Below are 16,722 nucleotides of genomic sequence, written 5' to 3'. Positions count from 1 at the left end.
AGGTGAGCAGGACGACGACCGGAGGGCACGGCGTGGACGCGCAACGGGGCTGGGTGCGACGACTGGCGGGGTACGCCTGGCGGTATCCCAAGGACGTCGTGCTGGCTCTCGGGGCCTCGCTGGGCGGTATGGCCGTCATGGCCTTCGTGCCCCTGATCACCAAGGTGATCATCGACGACGTGATCGGCGACAAGTCCAGGGACATGGCCGTCTGGGCCGGTCTCCTGATCGGCGCCGCGCTCGTCGTCTACGCCCTGACCTACATCCGCCGCTACTACGGCGGCCGGCTCGCCCTCGACGTCCAGCACGACCTGCGCACCGACATGTACGGGACGATCACCCGGCTCGACGGCCGGCGGCAGGACGAGCTGTCCACGGGACAGGTGATCGGACGGGCCACCAGCGACCTCCAGCTGATCCAGGGCCTGCTGTTCATGCTCCCGATGACCATCGGGAACGTCCTGCTCTTCCTGATCTCCCTGGTGATCATGGCGTGGCTGTCCCTGCCGCTCACCCTGGTCGCGCTGGCCGTCGCCCCCGCCCTGTGGTTCATCGCCCGCCGCAGCCGCACCCGGCTGCACCCCGCCACCTGGTACGCGCAGGCGCAGGCCGCCGCCGTCGCCGGGGTGGTCGACGGCTCGGTGAGCGGCGTCCGCGTGGTGAAGGGCTTCGGGCAGGAGGAGCAGGAGACCGGCAAGCTCCGGCAGGTCGGGCGCAGGCTCTTCGCCGGGCGGCTGCGCACGATCAGGCTGAACGCCACCTACACGCCGGCCCTCCAGGCCGTCCCCGCGCTCGGGCAGGTCGCCATGCTCGCCCTCGGCGGCTGGCTGGCCGTACGCGGACACATCACCCTCGGCACCTTCGTCGCCTTCTCCACCTACCTCGCCCAGCTGGTCGGCCCGGTCCGCATGCTCGCCATGGTGCTCACCGTCGGCCAGCAGGCCCGCGCCGGCACCGAGCGCGTCCTGGAGCTGATCGACACCGAGCCGGCCATCGAGGACGGCACGAAGACCCTGCCGGCCGACGCGCCCGCCACCGTCGAGTTCGACGACGTCGCCTTCGGCTACGACACCGGCGACGGGGAGCCGCGGCCCGTCCTGGACGGGCTCTCCTTCGAGATCCGCGCCGGTGAGACCCTCGCCGTCGTCGGCTCCTCCGGCTCCGGCAAGTCCACCGTCTCGCTGCTCCTGCCGCGCTTCTACGACGTGACGCGCGGCGCCGTCCTCGTCGGCGGCCACGACGTGCGCGAGCTGACCCTCGACTCGCTGCGGGCCGCCGTCGGCCTGGTGCCCGAGGACTCCTTCCTCTTCTCCGACACCGTCCGCGCCAACATCGCGTACGGCCGCCCGGACGCCACCGACGAGGAGATCGAGGCCGCCGCACGGGCCGCGCAGGCGCACGGGTTCATCACCGAACTGCCCGACGGCTACGGCACGACCGTCGGCGAGCACGGGCTGACCCTCTCCGGCGGCCAGCGCCAGCGCGTCGCGCTCGCCCGGGCGATCCTCACCGACCCCCGGCTGCTGGTCCTGGACGACGCCACGTCCGCCGTGGACGCCCGCGTGGAGCACGAGATCCACGAGGCGCTCAAGCAGGTCATGCGGGGCCGCACCACCCTCCTCATCGCGCACCGCCGCTCCACCCTGGGCCTCGCCGACCGCATCGCCGTCCTCGACCACGGCCGCCTCGCCGACCTCGGCACCCACGAGGAACTCCAGGAGCGCTCCGCCCTCTACCGGCGGCTGCTCACCGACCCCGACGAGCTGGGCGGCGTCTCGCCCGGCCACACCCGCCCCGCCGAAAAGGCCGAGGACACTTCCGTACGGGACGAGCTGGACGCCGAGTTCGACGCCGAGCGCGGGGTCACGCCCCGGCTGTGGACCGGCGACCGCGCGCCCAAGGACACCGCGCTGGCCGGCACCCCGGCCACCCCCGAGCTGCTCGCCCAGGTCGACGCGCTGCCCCCGGCCGACGGCACCCCGGACATCGACGAGGCGCAGGCGGTGCGGCCCGAGTCGTCGTACGGCCTGCGGCGCCTGCTGCGCGGCTTCCGCACACCGCTGCTGATCAGCCTGGCCCTGGTGGCCGTGGACGCGGGCATGGGCCTGCTGCTGCCGGTGCTGATCCGCAACGGCATCGACGACGGCGTCACCCAGGTCGCCCTCGGCGCGGTGTGGGCGTCCTCGCTGCTCGGACTGCTCGCCGTACTCGCCCAGTGGGGGGCGCAGACCGGCGAGATCCGCATGACGGGCCGGACCGGCGAGCGGATCCTGTACTCGCTCCGCCTGAAGATCTTCGCCCAGCTCCAGCGGCTCGGCCTCGACTACTACGAGCGCGAGCTGACCGGCCGGATCATGACCCGGATGACGACGGACGTGGACGCGCTGTCGACGTTCCTGCAGACCGGACTCGTCACCGCCTTCGTCTCGGTCGTCACCTTCTTCGGCATCATGGTCGCCCTGCTGGTGATCGACGTGCAGCTCGCGCTGATCGTCTTCGCGACCCTGCCGCCGCTGATCATCGCCACGTACTACTTCCGCAGGGCCAGCGTGAAGGCGTACGAACTGGCCCGTGAGCGGGTGTCCACGGTCAACGCCGACCTCCAGGAGTCGGTGGCGGGGCTCAGGATCGTGCAGGCCTTCCGGCGCGAGCGGGACGGCGGGCGGCGGTTCGCCGAGCGCAGCGACAGCTACCGCCAGGCCCGCATCCGCGGACAGTGGCTGATCTCGGTCTACTTCCCGTTCGTGCAGCTGCTGTCCTCGGCCGCCGCCGCTGCCGTGCTGGTCGCGGGCGGCGGGCGGATCGACGACGCCACGCTGACGACCGGCGCGCTGGTGGCCTATCTGCTCTACATCGACCTGTTCTTCGCGCCGGTCCAGCAGCTCTCCCAGGTCTTCGACGGCTACCAGCAGGCGTCCGTCTCGCTGGGCCGCATCCAGGAGCTGCTGCGCGAGCCGACCTCGACCCGGGCCGCCGAGAAGCCCACCGAGGTCACCTCGCTGCGCGGCGAGATCGCCTTCGAGGACGTGCACTTCGCCTACGGCGGCGACGACGCGGCGGAGGCGGCGCTCACCGGCGTCGACCTGCGCATCCCGGCCGGGCAGACCGTCGCCTTCGTCGGCGAGACCGGCGCGGGCAAGTCGACGCTGGTGAAGCTGGTGGCCCGGTTCTACGACCCGACCGGCGGCCGGGTCACCGTCGACGGGCAGGACCTGCGCGCCCTCGACCTGACCTCCTACCGGCACCGCCTGGGCGTCGTCCCGCAGGAGGCGTACCTCTTCCCCGGCACCGTCCGGGACGCCATCGCCTACGGCCGTCCGGACGCCACCGACGCCGAGGTGGAGGCCGCGGCACGGGCGGTCGGCGCGCACGAGATGATCGCCACGCTCACCGGCGGCTACCTCCACGAGGTCGCCGAGCGGGGCCGCAACCTCTCCGCCGGGCAGCGCCAGCTGATCGCGCTGGCCCGCGCCGAGCTGGTCGACCCGGACGTACTGCTCCTCGACGAGGCCACGGCGGCCCTGGACCTGGCCACCGAGGCGCAGGTCAACCAGGCCACCGACCGTGTCGCGGGACGCCGTACGACGCTCGTCGTGGCGCACCGGCTGACCACCGCCGCCCGCGCGGACCGGGTCGTCGTCATGGACGGCGGGCGGGTCGCCGAGGACGGCACGCACGACGAACTGCTGGCCCTCGACGGGCGGTACGCGCGGCTGTGGCGGACCTTCGTCGGCGCGTCCGAACCCGAGGAGCCGGTCGGCGCGCTGCACTGACGCGTTGCGCGCAACCGTGCGACACATGTCCTGCGTCCGTACATCCGTACGTCGTCAGTGATCGCCCTACGGAGGGGGACCGCAGTGGGCCGGGCCGGTGCCGCAACCCGTCGTCGGCTGGCGCTCGGCACCGCCGTGCTGAGCGCCACCGCGCTGCTCGCCGTCGCGATGCCGCAGGAGGCACAGGCCGCCACGGGGTGCGCCGGGCGCAAGGTGCGCACCCTCCACTTCGCCACCGGCTCCGTCCTCGTCCACAGACGCGGCGGCTACGTCTGCGCCGTCACCGTCCCCGAGAAGACCGGTAGGAAGCAGCAGATGTCCGTCGGCGTGCGGGCCCGCGGCGGCCGGGCGGTCGTGGACTCGGGCCGCTTCGCCTACCGGGCCGGACCGGTGAGCGTGCACGCCGGGAAGCGCTGCGTGTGGGTGACCGGCAAGGTGGCCAAGTCCTCGGTCAGCTCCGGCTGGATCCTCTGCTGACCCTGGTGCTCGCGGGAGTTGCTCCGATAGCTTCCGGCGGACATCGGTTTCACAGGGAGGGTGCATGCGCAAGGCGCTCAGATGGCTGCTGGCGCTCGTGGTGCTCATAGGCACCGTCAGCACGGCGGGGGCGGCCACCGCCGCCGAGCCGAAGGCCGTCGACATCAAGGACCGGCTGCTGTCCATACCGGGCATGAGCCTGATCGAGGAGAAGCCGTACACCGGCTACCGCTTCTTCGTCCTCAACTACACCCAGCCGGTGGACCACCGGCACCCGTCCAAGGGCACGTTCCAGCAGCGGATCACCGTGCTGCACAAGGACGTGAACCGGCCGACGGTCTTCTACACCGGCGGCTACAACGTCTCCACGAGCCCGAGCCGGCGCGAGCCGACCCAGATCGTGGACGGCAACCAGGTCTCCATGGAGTACCGCTACTTCACGCCGTCCCGGCCCGCCCCGGCCGACTGGTCCAAGCTGGACATCTGGCAGGCCGCCAGCGACCAGCACCGCATCTTCGAGGCCCTGAAGCCGGTCTACTCGGAGAACTGGATCTCCACCGGCGGCTCCAAGGGCGGCATGACCGCCACCTACTACGAGCGCTTCTACCCGCGTGACATGGACGGCGTGGTCGCCTACGTCGCCCCCAACGACGTGGTGAACAAGGAGGACTCGGCCTACGACCGCTTCTTCGCCCGCGTCGGCACCGACGAGTGCCGCGACAAGCTGAACGGCGTGCAGCGCGAGGCGCTGGTGCGCCGGGCGCCGCTGGAGAAGAAGTACGCGGCGTACGCGGCCGACAACGGCTACACCTTCGACACCATCGGCAGCCTCGACCGCGCCTACGAGGCCGTCGTCCTCGACTACGTGTGGGGCTTCTGGCAGTACAGCACCCTCGCCGACTGCGCGGACATCCCGGCCGACGCGAAGAACGCCCCCGACGAGGCGATCTGGGACTCCGTCGACACGATCTCCGGCTTCTCCGCCTACACGGACCAGGGCCTGGAGACGTACACGCCGTACTACTACCAGGCGGGCACCCAGCTGGGCGCGCCGACGATCCACTTCCCGCACATCGAGAAGAAGTACATCCGCTACGGCTACCAGCCGCCGCGCAACTTCGTGCCGCGCTCGATCCCGATGAAGTTCGAGCCGTGGGCGATGCGGGACGTCGACACCTGGGTGAGGCACAACGCCCGGCACATGCTGTTCGTGTACGGCGAGAACGACCCGTGGGGTGCCGAGCGCTTCCGGCTCGGCCACGGCGCCCGTGACTCCTACGTCATGACCGCGCCCGGCATGAACCACGGTGCGAACGTGGCCGGTCTGGTGCCCGACCAGAAGGCCCTGGCCACGGCCCGCATCCTGGACTGGGCGGACGTCACCCCCGCCAAGGTCCGGGAGAACCCGTCGGCGGCCAGGCCGCTGGCGTCGTTCGACGCCAGGCTGGACAAGCGGGACGTCGAGCGCGAGCCGGCGCTGCGTCCGTAAGGCCGCCCCGTCGCCGACAGCGGGCTGTGCCCGGCCGCTCACAGCGGCCGGGCACAGCCCACCGGGCGTGCGCCGCCGAGCCGGACGTACAGGCCGGTCGAGGCGGGGCAGTCCGCCCGGTCGGCGACCGCCTCGACGACCTCGAACCGCGGTCCGCGCCCGCTCCCGCCGTCGCACGCGGTCTCGCGGACCTTGCCGCCGCCGGTCTCGCGGACGCAGTCGCCGACGATCGTGCGCGGGCCGCCCCCGCCGCCCGGATCCCCGGGGTGCGGCGGCCGGAGGCCGCGCATGCAGGCGTAGCCCCGGGGCACGGCCCCGTCGCCGTCCTCGTCGGCGGACGGCCGCCGCTCACTGATGTGCAGGACGAAGTCGGTGGTCGCGGGGCACGGCGGACCGCTGCTCGCGCGTCCGTCCTCCCGGGCCACCACCCGGGCCGCCGCCCGCTCGCTGTCGCACGGCACCTCGGTGGGGGCGACCGTGCCGAACGAACTGCACTCGCCGACCGCCAGGAACACCGCCCCGTACCCGGACGGCCGCGCCCCGGCCGCCGCGGAACCCGCCACCTCGCCCTGCCCCCGCGGGCCCTGGCACCCCGTCAGGAGCACGGCACACAGCACGGCGCCCAGCAGGGCGTGCACCCTCGCGGTCGCTCGCTCACCCATCGCCGTCCCCCCGGATTCCCCCGGTCCAGCGTGGCCCGCCGGGGCGGGCGCACGCCAGACGCGCGGGAGGCTTCGGGCACGGGCGAGGGGAGCGCCCCCGGCGCGCGTCGCAGGCCGCGCTACGACCGGCCGCGACCCGGCCGCGACCCGGCCGCGACCCGGGCTACGACCGGTAGGTCAGCCCGTGACCGAGCGGCAGGAGCACCGTGTCCGGGTCGTCCGCCCGCACCACCGGCACCGGCAGCTTCCCGCGCGGCCGCACCCGCCCGGCGATCACCCGGGCCGCCGCCCGTACCTCCACGTCGGTCCAGGAGTAGGCGGCCAGGAAGGCGGGCACGCCGGGCAGCTGGGCGACGTCGTACGGATTGCGGACGGCGACCGCGACGACCGGCTTCCCGGTCTCCAGCAGCCGCGTGACCAGGGTGCGCTGGCTGCTGCCCGCGGTCACGTTGTACGTGGCCACCACCACCGCGTCGGCGTCCCCGGCGGCCGCGACGGCGCGGTCGATCACGGCGGCCGACGGCGCGGTGCCGGTGGACAGGGCGGTGGCCGTGAAGCCCAGCTCCGTCAGGGCGCCCGCGAGGACGCCGGTGGGCGGCCCGGTCGTGCCCGACGGCGAGGCGGGGTCGGCGCCCACGACCAGCAGCCTGCGGTGCTCCCGGCGCGAGAGCGGCAGCAGCCGCCCCTCGTTGACCAACAGCGTGGTGCTCCGCTCGGCGATCCGGTCGGCCGCGGCCAGGTGCGCCCGGGTGCCGACGGTCCGGTCGACGTCCCGGCGGCTGGTGTACGCGTCCCGGAACAGCCCCAGCCTGGCCTTCAGCCGCAGCACGCGCAGGATCGATTCGTCGAGCCGCGCCTCGGTGAGTTCGCCCTCCCGTACGGCCGTCAGGACGGCGTTCCAGGCGAGCGGCAGGTCCGGCGGGTTGAGCAGCTGGTCGACCCCGGCCTTCAGCGCCAGCACCGGCACCCGCGCGTCGCCGTACTTCGTCCGTACGCCCTGCATGCCGAGGGAGTCGGTGACCACGACGCCGTCGTAGCCCAGCTCCTCGCGCAGGATGCCGGTGAGGATGGGCCGGGAGAGGGTCGCGGGGTCACCGGAGTCGTCGAGCGCCGGGACCACCAGATGGGCGGTCATGATCGCGTCGATGCCCGCCTCGATCGCGGCGCGGAAGGGCGGCGCGTCCAGCTCCTCCCACTGCTCGCGGCTGTGCGTGATGACCGGGAGGCCGGTGTGGCTGTCGGTGGCGGTGTCGCCGTGCCCGGGGAAGTGCTTGGCGCACGCGGCGACCCCGGACCGCTGGAAACCCGCCACCTCGGCGGCCACCAGCCCCGCCACGGCCTCCGGGTCGGCGCCGAAGGACCGTACGCCGATCACGGGGTTGGCCGGGTTGACGTTCACGTCGGCGTCGGGGGCGTAGTCCTGGCGGATGCCCATGGCGTGCAGCTCGGCGCCCGCGATCCGGCCGAGCGTACGGGCGTCGGAGCGCGACCCGCCCGCCCCGACGGCCATCGCGCCCGGGAAGAGGGTGGCGGGCTCGCCCACGCGAGCCACTATCCCGTGCTCCTGGTCGGTGGAGATGAGCACCGGGAGGCCGCGCGGCTGCTCCAGGGAGGCCTTCTGGATGCCGTTGGACAGGTCGGCGATCTGGTGCGGGTCGCGGGTGTTGTGCGCCCAGGCGAAGTAGATGATGCCGCCGACCCGGTACTCGGCGACCAGCTCGGCCGCGGTGCGGACGCCGATCTCCTTCAGGTTGGCGTCGATGTCGGCCTGGTCGGGGTCGGTGGCGGAGTGGCCGTAGACCCGCATGACGAAGAGCTGGCCGACCTTCTCCTCCAGCGTCATGCGGGAGATCAGGCCGCGGAGCTTGTCGTCGTCGGGCCTGACGGCGTCGGCGTACGCCGTGCCGCCCCCGGCCGCGAGGGCCGCGGTGACGACCGCCGTGGCGGTGAGGACGGTGCGTCTGGAGGGCTGTGCGGTGCTTCCCGTGCCGGCCGTGCTGCTGTGGTGCACGTGCGCTCCTTCCGGAGGGCTGGTGAAGGAAACTGCCAAGGAGTCACCAATATCCGGGAAGTTTCTGCCAGTCAAGGGACCGCACACGAGTCGCCGGAAGCCGCGCGGGAGGCCCGGCGGGACCGCCGCCGGCGCCGTGCGCCGCACGGAGCCGCGGAAGGCAAGCGTCTTCTAAGCGCTTGGCCGGGTGGTGTGGGCCGCGGCGTGAGGCCAGTGGGCCCGGAGCGTGCGGACCGTTTCCGCGATCGCCGGGCGGCGGGCCGCGCCCGTGCGCCACAGCGCGTACAGGCGGCGTACCGGCATCGGGTCGAGCGGTACCTCCACCACCCCGGCCGGCAGCGGGCCGCGCCCCAGCCGGGGGATGAGGGCGACGCCGAGACCGGCCGCGACCAGCGCGACGAGCGTCGGGTTCTCGTCGGCCTGGTGGACGATGTCCGGCTCGTGCCCGGCACCCCGCAGCGTCCGCAGCAGCCAGTCGTGGCAGACCCGCCCGGGCGGCTGGCAGATCCACCGCTGTCCGCCCAACTCGTCCCGCCGCACGGCCGCCCGGCCCGCGAAGCGGTGGCCCTCGGGCACCAGCAGGTCGCACAGGTCCTCCCCGATCGGCGCCTGTTCGACCCCGGCCGGCGCCGGCAGCGGGGCGATGTCCCAGTCGTGCGCCACCACTAGATCGACGGCCCCCTTGGCCACCAGGTCCACGGACAGGTGCGGGTCGACCTCGCTGAGCCGCGCGTCCAGCGCCGGGTGACGTACCGTCAGGTCGGCCAGGACGGACGGCAGCAGGCCGCGCGCCGCCGAGGCGAACGCGGCGATGGTCAGCCGCCCCGACGGCACTCCGCGCCGTTCCTCCAGCCGGGTCTCCGCCCGCTCCACGATGGCCAGCAACTCACCTGCGGCAGCCACCAGTTGCCAGGCGTCGTCGGTGAGCCGGACCCCGCGCCCCTCGCGCTCCAGGAGCACCGTCCTGGTCTCCCGCTCCAGCTTGGTGATCTGCTGCGACACGGCGGACGGCGTGAAGCCGAGCGCGGCGGCGGCCGCTCCGACGGTCCCGTGCACGGACACGGCGTGCAGGGCGCGCAGACGCTGGAGGTCGAGCATGACGGCTCCCGAGGAACGGAACGGAGGGACGAAAAGGAGAGACGGAACGGAGGGACGGAACGGAGGCGAATGAACAGCGATGCTTCATCCAACCATGCAGTAATCATCGCTGGTGCTACACGGTCTTCCCGGTCGATCCTCGACGCATGCGACCTTCCCACCTCTTCCTCGCCGTGCTCGTCGCCGCCGTCTGGGGCGTCAACTTCACGGTCATCGAGATCGGCCTCGACCACTTCCCGCCGCTCCTCTTCTCCGCCCTGCGCTTTCTGGCCGCCGCGCTGCCCGCCGTGTTCCTGGTGGGCCGCCCGAAGGTGGCCTGGAAGTGGATCGTGGCGGTGGGACTGGTGCTGGGCGTGGCCAAGTTCGGCCTGGTCTTCGTGGGCATGGACGCGGGCATGCCGGCCGGCCTGTCGTCCCTCGTGCTCCAGATCCAGGCGGTGTTCACCGCGGTGATCGCCGCCGCCGTCCTCGCCGAACGCCCCTCCCGCCGCCAGGCCCTCGGCATGCTGGTCGCGCTGGCCGGCATCGGCGTCGCGGCGCTCGACGAGGGCGCCTCGGGACCGCTGGGCGCGTTCCTGATGGTCGTCGGCGCGGCGGCGGCCTGGGGCGTGTCCAACGTCCTGACCCGCAAGGCGTCCCCGCCGGACGCGCTGAACTTCATGGTGTGGGTCTCCACCGTCCCCGTGCTCCCCCTGCTGGCCCTCTCCCTGCTCACCGAGGGCCCCGGCGCGGACCTCGCGGCCCTGCGCGCCCTGGACTGGCAGGGGGCGGGCACGATCCTCTTCGTCGCCTGGGTCTCGACCGTCTTCGGCTTCGGCGCCTGGGGCTGGCTGCTGCGCCGTCACCCGGCCTCGACGGTCGCGCCGTTCTCCCTCCTGGTCCCGGTCTTCGGCATGTCGTCGGCGGCGCTCTTCCTGGGCGAGTCGGTGACACCCCTGCGCTGGTGCGCGGCGGCCCTGCTGGTGGGCGGGGTGGCGCTGACGACGCTCACCGCCCGCGGGCGGGTGCCGGGGATCACCGTGCGCACCTCCCCGGAATTCGCTGGACGGCTCCCCGCCCCGGCTGAAGAATCCGTCCGGTGACATGCACTCTGAAGGCCCCGGTCCTCGAAGGCACGCTGGTACGACTGGAGCCGCTGGGCCATCAGCACGCGGCCGACCTGGCGAGGGCGGCGGCGGAGGACCGCGGCAGCTACGCGTTCACGTGGGTCCCGGGGAGCGACGAGGTCGGCACCTACATCGACGCCCAGCTGGCCAGGGCGGCCACCGGACGGCTGGCGCCCTACGCGCAGGTCTCCCGCGCCACCGGCCGCGCGGTCGGCACCACCGCCTACTGGGAACCGCGTTCCTGGCTCACCGACGACGGGCTCGACGCCGTCGAGGTCGGCTTCACCTGGCTGGCCCGCTCCGCGCAGGGCACGGGTGTGAACGCCGAGGCCAAGCTGCTGCTGTTCCGCCACGCCTTCGAGGTCTGGGAGGTGTCCCGCGTCGACCTCAAGACCGACGCCCGCAACGAGCGCTCCCGCGCCGCGATCGAGAAGGCCGGCGCCCGCTTCGAGGGCGTCCTGCGCAACTGGTCCCGCTCCTCGGTGCCGGGCGAGGAGGGACGGCTGCGCGACTCCGCGATCTACTCGATCACGTCGGCGGAGTGGCCGGAGTGCGGGAAGCGGCTGGAGCACCGGGTGCGGTCGGCGGTCGCACGGTCGGCACAGGCGCCGGCCGCGCTCACGCCGCGTCCGTGAGCAGCCGGGCCAGGTGCTCGCGGCCCCGCGTGAGCAGCTCGGGCAGCGGCGCCGCCGACTCGTACCACCGCTTCTCGTACTCCCAGCACAGCCAGCCGTCCCAGCTGTGCCGGGACAGCACGTCCACCACCTCGGTGAGCGGCAGCACCCCGGCGCCCAGCGGCAGCGGGGTGGTGTCCTCGGCCGAGGCGATGTCCTTGACCTGGACGTAGCCCAGGTGCGGGGAGAGCGCCGCGTAGGTGTCGGAGGGCTGCTCCCCGCCCAGCCAGGTGTGCATCACGTCCCACAGGGCGCCCACCTGGCGGTGCCCGACCAGTCCGAGGACGCGCATCGCGTCGGCGCCCGTGCGGTGCGAGTCGTGGGTCTCCAGAAGGATGCGTACGCCCAGCTCGGTGGCGTACTCGGCGGCCGTGCCCAGCCGCCGCGCGGCCACCGCGTCGGCCTCGTCCGCGCTCTGCTCGGTGCCGCCGCCGGGGAAGACCCGGACGTAGGGGGCGCCCAGGTCGCGGGCCAGGTCGAGCAGGCCGCGCAGCTCGCCGATCACGGCCTCGTCGTCACCGGGCGCGGCGACCCGCGCGTACCCCGCGAGCCCCAGCGGCTCGACACCGGCCGCCTTGAACTCGGCGACGGCCGCGGCCCGTTCGTCCGGACCCAGGCCCGGATGGACCGGTTCCTCCGGGTGGGCGCGCAATTCGACACCGTGATAACCGTGCGCGGTAGCGAGCCCCAGCACGTCGCTCAGGGGCAGTCCGGGAACACCGAGGGTGGAGAACGCCAGCTTCATGCCCACGGAGCGTACCCGCGATCACCGGGTTCACCTGTCGACGCGGGCAGGTAATCCAGCCCGTCCGGCGTGTGAGGACGAGGCCCGTTCAGGGCCGAACGGGGGGTCTGGGGGCGCGGCGCCCAGCAAGGCCCACCCCTACGCGGGCGCCGCGAAACCAACGGCCCGTCTCAAGCCCGCGGCCCTCCGGAGGACCCCCGCACCATCAACTCCCCCCGCACCACCGCGATTCCGCCCGCCGGCGCCTCCTCCCGCCCCATCGCGACCCGTCCCGCCCGCGCCCCCGCCTCCGCCAGCGGCAGCCGCACCGTCGTCAGCGCGGGCACCGCGTCGATGCTGAACGGCAGGTCGTCGAAGCCGGCCACCGACACGTCGTCCGGGATCCGCAGCCCCGAGTCGCGCAGCGCCGCGCACGCGCCCAGCGCGACGGTGTCGTTCGCGGCGACGACCGCCGTCAGCGACGGGTCCCTGCGCAGCAGCTCCAGGGTGGCCTCGTACCCGGCCTGCCGGTCGTAGCGGCCGTGGACCGTCCAGCGTGGGTCCTCCTCGATGCCGTGCGCGGCGAGCGCGGTGCGGTGGCCCTCCAGCCGGTGCCGGGTCGTGGTCCGTTCCTCCGGGCCCGCGATGTAGCCGAGCCGCCGGTGCCCCAGCCCGATCAGGTGCTCGGTCAGTTCCCGGCCGCCCCCGCGGTTGTCGAAGGTGAGCGCGATCGCCCCGGTGTCCGGCGCGGGCGGCCGCCCGCACAGCACCACCCGCGTCCCGGCCTCCGTGAGCTTGCGCAGCTTCGCCGCCACGGCCGCCTGGTGGGCCTCGTCCTCCATCGCGCCGCCGGTCAGCACGACCGCCGCCGCGCGCTGGCGCTGGAGCAGCGTGAGGTAGGTCAGCTCGCGCTCCGGGGTGCCGCCGGTGTTGCAGACCACGGCGAGTCTCTCGCCGCCCGCTCTGCCGCCCGGCCCGCCGATCTCGGACTGGACGGCGCCGGCCATGATGCCGAAGAACGGGTCGGCGATGTCGTTGACGAGGATGCCCACCAGGTCGGACGTGGCCGCCGCCAGCGCGCTCGCGGGGCCGTTGAGTACGTAGTCCAGCTCGTCGACGGCCTTGAGCACCCGCTCCCGGGTGGAGGCGGCCACCGGGTAGTTGCCGTTCAGTACGCGCGACACCGTCGCGGGGGAGACCTGGGCGCGGGCCGCCACGTCCGCCAGTGTCACCGTCATGTCCTCGTCCTCCGCATCGCGCGTGTGCCGAACGCCGTCCCGGGTGACCTTACGGCCACCGCCCGCCGCCGTTCGTCCCCTCGAACAACTCGCCCAGGCCGCGGTCTTGTCCAGACCACCGTTCACAGGCTAGCTTCGTTCTACATAGAAAGCGCTTGCTGTACGGCTCGTACGACGTGCTGTATGGCTCGGTACGGCTCGTACGAAGGGAATGACGTGACACGCAAGACGGTGCGTATCGCCATGAACGGTGTGACCGGGCGCATGGGCTACCGCCAGCACCTCGTCCGCTCCATCCTGGCCCTGCGCGAACAGGGCGGCCTCGACCTCGGCGACGGCACCGTGCTGTGGCCGGAGCCGGTCCTGGTCGGCCGCCGCGAGCACGCGCTCAGGGCGCTGGCCGAACGCCACGGACTCGACCACGTCTCCACGGACCTCGACGCGGTCCTGGCCGACGACAGCATCGACCTCTATTTCGACGCCCAGGTGACCTCGGCCCGCGAGGAGGCGATCAGGAAGGCGATCGCCGCGGGCAAGCACGTCTACACCGAGAAGCCGACGGCCACCGGCCTCGACGGCGCCCTGGAACTGGCCCGTCTCGCCCAGGCCAAGGGCATCAAGCACGGCGTCGTGCAGGACAAGCTCTTCCTCCCCGGCCTGCTCAAGCTGAAGCGCCTCATCGACGGCGGCTTCTTCGGCCGGATCCTGTCGGTGCGCGGCGAGTTCGGCTACTGGGTCTTCGAGGGCGACTGGCAGGAGGCGCAGCGCCCGTCCTGGAACTACCGCAGCGAGGACGGCGGCGGCATCGTCGTCGACATGTTCCCGCACTGGGAGTACGTGCTGCACGAGCTGTTCGGCCGCGTGAGGACCGTCCAGGCACTCACCGCCACCCATATCCCCGAGCGTTGGGACGAGAAGGGCAAGCCCTACGACGCCACCGCCGACGACGCCGCCTACGGCGTCTTCGAGCTGGAGGGCGGCGCGATCGCCCAGATCAACTCCTCCTGGGCGGTCCGCGTCAACCGCGACGAACTGGTCGAGTTCCAGGTCGACGGCACCGAGGGCTCCGCCGTCGCGGGACTGCGCAACTGCCGCGTCCAGCACCGCTCGGCCACCCCGAAGCCCGTCTGGAACCCGGACATCCCCGCCACCGAGGTCTTCCGCGACCAGTGGCAGGAGGTCCCGGACAACGGCGAGTTCGACAACGGCTTCAAGGCCCAGTGGGAGCTGTTCCTCAAGCACGTCTACGCCGACGCCCCCTACCACTGGGACCTGCTGGCCGGCGCCCGCGGCGTCCAGCTGGCCGAGCTGGGCCTGAAGTCCTCGGCGGAGGGCCGCCGCCTCGACGTACCGGAGATCGCGCTGTGACCCTCCACCTCCCCGACGCACACGGCGCCCTGCGCGCCTACGAACCGCGCGCCGAGCCCCTGCCGGCGCTCCGGGCGACCCCGGGAAGCGCTTTCACCTCCCGTACGGTCTTCTCGGCCGCGCACGTCGTCGCCGACCCGTACGCCGACACCACCCCCGACGGGCCCGCCGCCGTCGACTGGGACGCCACCCTCGCCTTCCGCCGCCACCTGTGGTCCCACGGGCTCGGCGTCGCCGAGGCGATGGACACCGCCCAGCGCGGCATGGGCCTGGACTGGGCCGGGGCCGCCGAGCTGATCCGCCGCTCCGCCGCCGAGGCGAGGGCGACCGGCGGGCGCATCGCCTGCGGCGTCGGCACGGACCAGCTGACCGCGACCACCGGCACCGGCCTCGCCGAGGTCCGAGCGGCCTACGAGGAACAGCTCGCCGTCGTGGAGGAGTCGGGCGCCCAGGCCATCCTGATGGCCTCCCGCGCCCTCGCCGCCACCGCGCAGGGCCCGGACGACTACCTGGAGGTCTACGGCCACCTCCTGCGCCAGGCCGCCGAACCAGTGGTCCTGCACTGGCTGGGCCCGATGTTCGACCCGGCCCTGGAGGGCTACTGGGGCTCCTCCGACCTGGACACGGCGACCGGCACCTTCCTGGAGGTCATCGCCGCCCACCCCGACAAGGTCGACGGCATCAAGGTCTCCCTCCTGGACGCCCGGCGCGAGGTCGAGCTGCGCCGCCGCCTCCCGCAGGGCGTGCGCTGCTACACCGGCGACGACTTCAACTACCCGGAGCTGATCGCGGGCGACGACCAGGGCTTCAGCCACGCCCTGCTCGGCATCTTCGACCCGCTGGGCCCGCTGGCGGCGGAGGCGGTCCGCGTCCTGGACACCGGGAACACGGAGGGCTTCCGCGCCCTCCTCGACCCCACCGTCGCACTCTCCCGCCACCTCTTCCAGGCCCCCACCCGCTACTACAAGACGGGCGTGGTCCTGCTGGCCTGGCTGTCCGGCCACCAGAGCCACTTCACGATGGTCGGCGGCCTCCAGTCGGCCCGCTCCCTGCCGCACCTCGCCCGCGCCTATCGGCTCGCCGACGAGATCGGCCTGTTCCCGGACCCGAAGCTGGCCGAGGAGCGCATGCGGAACCTGCTCGCGCTGTACGGAGTGAACCGATGACCGACACCGGCCTGACGCGCTTCAGCATCAACCAGATGACGGTCAAGCAGCTCTCCCTGCCCGAACTGACCGCCGCCTGCCGCGAACTGGGCGTCGGCAACGTCGGCCTGTGGCGCGAACCCGTGCAGGCCTACGGCGTCGAGGCGGCCGCCAGGCTGGTCCGCGACGCGGGCCTGACCGTCACCACCCTGTGCCGCGGCGGCTTCCTCACGGCCGTCGACGCCGGTGAACGCGCCAAGGCCCTGGCCGACAACCGCCGCGCCGTCGACGAGGCCGCCACCCTCGGCACCGACACCCTCGTCCTGGTCTCCGGCGGCCTCCCGGCCGGCGACAAGGACCTGCGCGCCGCCCGCGAACGCATCGCGGACGCGCTCGCCGAACTGGGCCCGTACGCGGAGCGGCACGGCGTACGCCTCGCCATCGAGCCGCTGCACCCCATGTACGCCGCCGACCGCTGCGTGGTCTCCACCCTCACCCAGGCCCTGGACCTCGCCGAACGCTTCCCGGCACGGCAGGTCGGCGTCACCGTCGACACGTACCACATCTGGTGGGACGACCGGGCGCCCGAGCAGATCGCCCGGGCGGGCGCGGGCGGCCGCATCCACACCTTCCAGCTCGCCGACTGGACGACCCCGCTGCCCGAGGGCGTCCTCAACGGCCGCGGTCAGATCGGGGACGGCGCGATCGACATGCGGGAGTGGAAGGGCTACGTCGAGGCGGCCGGGTACACCGGCGCCATCGAGGTCGAGCTGTTCAACGAGGCGCTGTGGGCCCGGGACGGGCGTGAGGTGCTCGCCGAGACGGCGGCCCGGTTCGCCGAGCACGCGGGAGACCGGGCGGACCCGCCGCCCGGAAAATAAATCCCGCGACCCGTGCAACCCTTCCGCCCTCCGGCGGGTCGTACCTGGCATCGGAACTCCCGTGGGGGTACCCGGG

General features: G+C 73.3%; 13 protein-coding genes. 8 read left to right on the top strand and 5 right to left on the bottom strand.

Annotated features, from left to right (window positions below; genetic code table 11):
- The first annotated feature begins 32 nt into the window (after positions 1–32).
- The 3 genes from BZZ08_RS11805 (at position 33) to BZZ08_RS11795 (ending at position 5,739) form a co-directional block, all read left to right on the top strand.
- Positions 33–3,773 (top strand): ABC transporter ATP-binding protein, encoded by a 3,741-nt coding sequence (locus BZZ08_RS11805; protein WP_104632131.1) that lies wholly within the window; start codon positions 33–35, stop codon positions 3,771–3,773.
- 84 nt (positions 3,774–3,857) lie between these two features.
- On the top strand, positions 3,858–4,250 hold the full coding sequence (locus BZZ08_RS11800) for a hypothetical protein (protein ID WP_104632130.1): 393 nt from the start codon (positions 3,858–3,860) through the stop codon (positions 4,248–4,250).
- A gap of 64 nt (positions 4,251–4,314) precedes the next feature.
- Entirely contained in the window at positions 4,315–5,739 is a 1,425-nt protein-coding gene (locus BZZ08_RS11795) for a S28 family serine protease (RefSeq protein WP_104632129.1), read from the top strand.
- 38 nt (positions 5,740–5,777) lie between these two features.
- On the opposite strand, the gene BZZ08_RS11790 is transcribed toward BZZ08_RS11795, so the two are convergent.
- From BZZ08_RS11790 to BZZ08_RS11780, 3 genes are all read right to left on the bottom strand, one after another.
- The gene (locus BZZ08_RS11790; protein WP_104632128.1) at positions 5,778–6,401 is read right to left on the bottom strand and encodes a hypothetical protein; all 624 of its coding nucleotides are present in this window, start codon (positions 6,399–6,401) and stop codon (positions 5,778–5,780) included.
- A 163-nt stretch (positions 6,402–6,564) separates the two neighbouring features.
- Positions 6,565–8,412 carry a glycoside hydrolase family 3 protein gene (locus tag BZZ08_RS11785; RefSeq protein ID WP_104632127.1) on the bottom strand — a complete coding sequence of 616 codons (1,848 nt, stop codon included), beginning with the start codon at positions 8,410–8,412 and terminating at the stop codon, positions 6,565–6,567.
- A 171-nt stretch (positions 8,413–8,583) separates the two neighbouring features.
- Entirely contained in the window at positions 8,584–9,510 is a 927-nt protein-coding gene (locus tag BZZ08_RS11780; protein ID WP_104632126.1) for a LysR family transcriptional regulator, read from the bottom strand.
- A 146-nt stretch (positions 9,511–9,656) separates the two neighbouring features.
- On the opposite strand from BZZ08_RS11780, the gene BZZ08_RS11775 reads away from it, so the two are divergent.
- Positions 9,657–10,592: an EamA family transporter gene (locus BZZ08_RS11775; RefSeq protein ID WP_104632125.1), complete on the top strand. Its 936-nt coding sequence runs from the start codon at positions 9,657–9,659 to the stop codon at positions 10,590–10,592.
- Positions 10,589–11,251, top strand: coding sequence for a GNAT family N-acetyltransferase (locus BZZ08_RS11770; RefSeq protein ID WP_104632124.1), 663 nt, complete (start codon positions 10,589–10,591; stop codon positions 11,249–11,251). The genes BZZ08_RS11775 and BZZ08_RS11770 overlap by 4 nt, the downstream gene beginning before the upstream one ends.
- Here the strand turns inward: BZZ08_RS11770 and BZZ08_RS11765 are convergent.
- The gene (locus tag BZZ08_RS11765) at positions 11,235–12,035 is read right to left on the bottom strand and encodes a sugar phosphate isomerase/epimerase family protein (RefSeq protein WP_198601423.1); all 801 of its coding nucleotides are present in this window, start codon (positions 12,033–12,035) and stop codon (positions 11,235–11,237) included. The two genes, BZZ08_RS11770 and BZZ08_RS11765, sit on opposite strands and share 17 nt — an antisense overlap.
- 170 nt (positions 12,036–12,205) lie before the next feature.
- Positions 12,206–13,252 carry a LacI family DNA-binding transcriptional regulator gene (locus tag BZZ08_RS11760; protein WP_104632122.1) on the bottom strand — a complete coding sequence of 349 codons (1,047 nt, stop codon included), beginning with the start codon at positions 13,250–13,252 and terminating at the stop codon, positions 12,206–12,208.
- Between the two features lie 216 nt (positions 13,253–13,468).
- Here BZZ08_RS11760 and BZZ08_RS11755 point away from each other — a divergent pair, with 216 nt between their 5' ends.
- From BZZ08_RS11755 to BZZ08_RS11745, 3 genes are read left to right on the top strand one after another with little or no spacing between them, the layout of a single operon-like run.
- Entirely contained in the window at positions 13,469–14,620 is a 1,152-nt protein-coding gene (locus tag BZZ08_RS11755; RefSeq protein WP_198601422.1) for a Gfo/Idh/MocA family protein, read from the top strand.
- Positions 14,617–15,786, top strand: coding sequence for a dihydrodipicolinate synthase family protein (locus tag BZZ08_RS11750; protein ID WP_104632121.1), 1,170 nt, complete (start codon positions 14,617–14,619; stop codon positions 15,784–15,786). The genes BZZ08_RS11755 and BZZ08_RS11750 overlap by 4 nt, the downstream gene beginning before the upstream one ends.
- Positions 15,783–16,646, top strand: a complete 864-nt coding sequence (locus BZZ08_RS11745; protein ID WP_104632120.1) for a sugar phosphate isomerase/epimerase family protein — start codon at positions 15,783–15,785, stop codon at positions 16,644–16,646. Before BZZ08_RS11750 ends, BZZ08_RS11745 begins: the two co-directional genes overlap by 4 nt.
- The last annotated feature ends 76 nt before the right edge of the window (positions 16,647–16,722 follow it).

Source organism: Streptomyces sp. MH60, assembly GCF_002939385.1.
Classification (GTDB): domain Bacteria; phylum Actinomycetota; class Actinomycetes; order Streptomycetales; family Streptomycetaceae; genus Streptomyces.
The sequence above is the reverse complement of the archived record's forward strand: the minus strand, read 5'-3'. Positions and strand labels throughout refer to the sequence as shown.